Origin of the sequence: Bacillus suaedaesalsae (assembly GCF_016890225.1) — a bacterium.
GTDB lineage: Bacteria > Bacillota > Bacilli > Bacillales > SA4 > Bacillus_BS > Bacillus_BS suaedaesalsae.
Map to the genome: position 1 here is coordinate 1 of NZ_JAFELM010000046.1, position 5160 is coordinate 5160.

Sequence of the window (5160 nt, forward strand, 5' to 3'; positions counted from 1 at the left end):
GGATTGTTATGCGCGTAGCTATAACCATTCAAGCTTGCTGGAATATCACTCCAACCACCAAACGTATCCTCAGTGATAAAACGCCCTTCATTCGGACTATACCATCTTGCACTGAAGTCTATCAAGCTAGCTTTTGCGTCGTAGGACTTTCCAGTGAAACCAACTGCGTTGTATGGTGCTGCCATATGCGTAAATAGGTTTCCAAATGCATCATAACGGTATTTCGTGATTTGTTCACCAATTCGGTCGGATACATCCATAATGTTTCCTTGCGCATCTTGGTGGTAGTACAGTAATCCACCACGTGTACGGATGTTGCCTTCATAGCCTTCTTGTTTACGGCCATGGTAGCCAAACATCTTACGGGCGATGACTTGATCATTACCCATGTAGTACTGGGCTAATGGTTGTCCGTTTTCACCGTATTCCTTGAATACGTTCATGCCATCGTACATATATTGGGTGGTTTCAGTGTATAATGCTTCTCCGAACTTTTTCTTCAGTCCGTTCTTTTCACCGTTCCCATTTTCTAATGCATGTTCAGGGCCTTTTCCTTTTCCAGGTAGGTTTACATCATAGTAAGATTGTTCACGGCTTACTTTTCGGCCTAATGCATCGTACTTGAATTCCACTTGCGATCCGTCTGGGTAGTAGACACCTTTTAGACGGTTGTCAGTGGTGTAATCGTATTTAACGAAACCTTCTTTTGTTTCTTTTTGAACAAGGTTTCCGTTTGCATCGTAGTAGAATGTAGTCCTTCAATTAAAAGAAACCTTGAAAGGCATTTAGCCAATCAAGGTTAATTACAGAAAGTCACAATATAGATTTTCGTTCTAAATCAAATATATCTATCTCATTCTCTTCAAATAATTCCTCTAATGAATCTGTTCCTTTTTCTTGGGCAAATATATACTCATTCTCAGAAATTGGAACAGTGAGTAACCAAGCTACTTTCTTGTTTGGAAAAACAAGCGTCTTTAAATCTTCCCACAAAAATGGTGATACAAATAGAACATGTTTCATTTCGCTATTAGGATAATACATCTTTATTATATCTCGAAAAACTTTACCATGAGACACTAAAAAGTTTGAATTTATAATACAAAAAGCACAGGTTGCCAACACATTAGGAAAATGCTTATACTCTGATGCACTAGCTCCAACAATTTCTATTCGTAAAGGAGTTCCATCAACAGTATATTCAATTGAATGGTCGGAGAGTCCAATTGTTGAGTATGATGTAATACCTTCATAAGGTCTATCAGCGGTTGAAAGCATATCAATATTACTTACATTACTTTCATCCCAGTATTTTGAAACTTGCGGTTTACCCCCAAAAGCTTGTAAAGCTGACTTTGCAATTATTTTATTTTCACTTGAAATACTCATAATACCCCTCCTAATACCTCATTACAATCTTAATCTCCAAAATAATTGTCAGTCAAGTCTTCACCTTTATGACTTCTATTAGTAGAAGGTAACTCAGGTCGATAGTGGTCTGGATTATTGTGTTCATCTAGAAACTGTTTTCTTGAAATGCCTCTTTCTTGTGCACTTTTTTGATGCTTTCTAAATTCGTATCCTGGTTTATGGCCCATATCCCATGGTTCTTCTTTATTCATTATCTTTCCATTTCCTGGGTCTCTCACTTCACCGTCTGCACCTTTAGCTTTTTCCCAAGCTTCATCCCTAACGCCTTTTCTATAACCAGACGGACGGCTATATGTCTTATCAATCTTATCCGTACCTTTAGCAAGTTTTGCCCCTTGCGCAATACCTAACCCAGCCTTAGCTCCTTTAAGTGCAACTTTCCCTGCTCCACCTGTAAAGATACCTGCGGCTGCAATAATTCGGTCAGCTTTAGATAGTTTTTGACCTGTGACAAGGTCTCTACCCATGATTGCTTCAAGTCCACTCTTGATGTTTCCGACTACAGGAATCATATCTAAGCCAATTGATCCTGCTTGTTTCATGAAGTTCGTGGATGGCATCTTTGCCTTCTTAAACTTGAATTTACCAAATCCAAAGCTAGATTTTACATCAAATCCATAAGAGGACCCACTACTACCAAAGATATGGTTCTTACTTAGCGATTTACTAGAATAATATCCACCAAAATGGTTGGACATATAACCAGCCAGTTTATTGTAATTGCCGGTACGCATAGCTAAAATTTCTTCAAATGTCGGTGGTGGTGGCGGCGGTGGTGGTGGTGGTTCATATCCACCGGAACCTCCTGAACTCCCTCCAGATCCTGAGCCAGATCCACCCGAACTTCCTCCAGAACCTGAGCCACTGTCATCGTCATCATCTCCACCTGGTGGTGGGAAATAACAATCTCTTGAGTCATGATCTTCCATGATACAGTGTCCACTTGGATCCGTAAACGTTGTCGGATTGTTATGCGCATAGCTATAACCATTCAAGCTCGCCGGTATATCACTCCAACCACCAATCGTATCCTCCGTCGTAAAGCGCCCTTCATTCGGACTATACCATCTTGCGCTGAAGTCTATCAAGCTTGCTTTTGCGTCATAGGACTTACCAGTGAAACCAACGGCGTTATATGGTGCTGCCATATGAGTAAATAGGTTTCCAAATGCATCATAACGGTACTTCGTGATTTGCTCTCCGATTCGGTCGGATACATCCATGATGTTGCCTTGTGCATCTTGGTGGTAGTACAGTAATCCACCACGTGTACGGATGTTTCCTTCATAGCCTTCTTGTTTACGGCCATGGTTGCCAAACATCTTACGAGCGATGACTTGGTCGTTACCCATGTAGTACTGAGCTAAAGGTTGTCCGTTTTCACCGTATTCCTTGAATACGTTCATACCATCGTACATGTATTGGGTGGTTTCAGTGTATAATGCTTCTCCGAACTTTTTCTTCAGTCCGTTCTTTTCACCGTTTCCATTTTCTAATGCATTTTCAGGACCTTTTCCTTTGCCCTTTCCAGGTAGGTTTACATCGTAGTAGGCTTGTTCTCTGCTTACTTTTCGGCCTAGTGCATCATATTTAAACTCAACCTGTGAACCATCTGGGTAATAGACACCTTTTAGACGGTTGTCTGTGGTGTAATCGTATTTGATGTTGGATAAAGGTTTCTATTAGTATCACCAGAATTTCCACTATTTTTTTAAAAAAACATACGTTTTTCCTCATCCCAATAAAAGAAGACCTTGAAGTAATCTCCTCAAGGTCATAAATTAATTTTTTTAAATGTGCAACCTAAATTTATCTTACTTCCTAAATGGCTGAATTAAGTTTCTTTTAATAATATTCCTTCTTCTTTATAACTCTCTAAATTATGAATATCTATCCAGGGAATTTCTTCATCCCTTAATGCATAAAACCTTACTGTACTTCCAAAATCATCATTGGAAATAACTAGATGAAATCTCTTATTAGGATCTGATATAAATATAATACAATCGCTTTCTTTCCATAACTCTTCCCATCACAAGTAAAGAGTTTTTAATAAAAAAAGCCTTTAAGGAGATTGTTTCTACCTTAAAGGCTACATAAAGTTTTAATTTAATCAATCTTAGACATATTAATTAATTTTCTCAATTAATGATCCTAAATAGTTATCTAGTTCATCAAAATTCAGACCATTTACATTTTCTTTTTTATATTTATCGAATGCTTCATTCGCTCCTTCTTTATTGTTTAATTTTATTTCACAAAACAATTGTAAAAAAACGAATGCTTTCTTTTTTAATATAGGAGAAGCATTTAGTAAATCATAAATTTCTTTTTCACTTATACCAATTAGCTCTTCATATGTCCCATATTGTAAACTCCACTTTTCTATTTCTGGGATAATTTTAATAAAGTTCTCCGTAGTTCTTTCATCATCTAATGAAACTAACCCCTCCTTAAAAGCATTCATTTCTTTACTTTCTATTATTTGTTCTACTCTTTGTCTTATTATGCACTCATTTTCTTTGGGTTGTTCTAATACTAATAATTGATTAGAGATAAGTTGAGGCATACCATTAGGGTGAATACCAACATTAATAAAATAATATTGTCCACCATGTAACCCTTTTTGAAAATTAATTATTTTATAGAAACCATTTTCGATTTTCCAAAAATTACTGCCCTTTTTCTTATAGCCAAAAGTTTTCAATTCTGGACTAATTTTTTGCAATAATTCTTTCATACCAACATTCCCTTCTATTTCAACCTTGGACCGATATATGTTGGGCTTCCAGGTTGAAACCTTGCGTCTAACGGATTATATAAATCTATTTGAGTTTCATAACCAAAATCCCTCATCAATTTTGCTCTTTTGTTTGCAGACCTTATCCCTGAAGGAGTATCTGGTTTTATAATTCTTACTAAATTAGGATTTGTTCTACTCACACCATCTTTTCGGACAACTTTTCCATTTGGTAAAGTGATTGTTTGCTCTGGTATCCATTTGTCAATTCCTTCCGCTTCCAATTGCCTATGAGCTTCTTGTCCAATTTTTGCTCTACTCTTTACTATTGGATTATTAGTACCCTTAGCAAGTTTCGCCCCTTGCGCAAAACCTAACCCAGCCTTAGCCCCTTTAAGTGCAACTTTTCCTGCTCCACCTGTAAAGATACCTGCTGCTGCAATAATTCGGTCAGCTGTAGATAGTTTTTGACCTGTGACAAGGTCTCTACCCATGATTGCTTCAAGTCCACTCTTGATGTTTCCAACGACAGGAATCATATCTAAGCCTATGGATCCTGCTTGTTTCATGAAGTTCGTGGATGGCATCTTTGCCTTTTTAAACTTGAATTTACCGAATCCAAAGCTAGATTTTACATCAAATCCATAAGAGGATCCACTACTACCAAAGATATAGTTCTTACTTAGAGATTTACTAGAATAATATCCACCAAAATGGTTGGACATATATCCAGCCAGTTTATTGTAATTTCCGGTACGCATTGCTAAGATTTCTTCAAATGTCGGTGGTGGTGGCGGCGGTGGTGGTTCATATCCACCAGAACCTCCTGAACTACCTCCAGATCCTGAACCTGATCCACCTGAACTTCCTCCAGAACCTGATCCACTGTCATCGTCATCATCTCCACCTGGTGGTGGGAAATAACAATCTCTTGAGTCAGGATCTTCCATGATACAATGTCCACTTGGGTCAGTAAAGGTTGTCGGATT

At 37.9% G+C, this 5160-nt stretch carries 6 protein-coding genes; all 6 read right to left on the minus strand.

What is annotated here, in order from left to right; translation table 11 throughout:
• The coding region (locus tag JR050_RS20735) for an RHS repeat domain-containing protein (protein WP_346726791.1) at nt 1-632 on the minus strand (632 nt) is incomplete at its 3' end.
• A 181-nt stretch (nt 633-813) separates the two neighbouring features.
• Nucleotides 814-1389: a suppressor of fused domain protein gene (locus JR050_RS20120; protein ID WP_204205457.1), complete on the minus strand. Its 576-nt coding sequence runs from the start codon at nt 1387-1389 to the stop codon at nt 814-816.
• A gap of 29 nt (nt 1390-1418) precedes the next feature.
• Nucleotides 1419-2837 (minus strand): GH-E family nuclease, encoded by a 1419-nt coding sequence (locus JR050_RS20125; protein WP_204205458.1) that lies wholly within the window; start codon nt 2835-2837, stop codon nt 1419-1421.
• A 428-nt stretch (nt 2838-3265) separates the two neighbouring features.
• Nucleotides 3266-3433, minus strand: coding sequence for a hypothetical protein (locus JR050_RS20920; protein WP_488153832.1), 168 nt, complete (start codon nt 3431-3433; stop codon nt 3266-3268).
• A 126-nt stretch (nt 3434-3559) separates the two neighbouring features.
• Nucleotides 3560-4171 carry a DUF4304 domain-containing protein gene (locus JR050_RS20130; RefSeq protein WP_204205459.1) on the minus strand — a complete coding sequence of 204 codons (612 nt, stop codon included), beginning with the start codon at nt 4169-4171 and terminating at the stop codon, nt 3560-3562.
• A 14-nt stretch (nt 4172-4185) separates the two neighbouring features.
• The coding region (locus tag JR050_RS20135; RefSeq protein WP_239454513.1) for a pre-toxin TG domain-containing protein at nt 4186-5160 on the minus strand (975 nt) is incomplete at its 5' end.

Coding starts and splice junctions, on each gene's coding strand:
- JR050_RS20125 (WP_204205458.1), bottom strand. CDS start 2,837: ATGAACGTATTCAAGGAATACGGTGAAAACGGACAACCTTTAGCTCAG.
- JR050_RS20130 (WP_204205459.1), bottom strand. CDS start 4,171: ATGAAAGAATTATTGCAAAAAATTAGTCCAGAATTGAAAACTTTTGGC.
- JR050_RS20120 (WP_204205457.1), bottom strand. CDS start 1,389: ATGAGTATTTCAAGTGAAAATAAAATAATTGCAAAGTCAGCTTTACAA.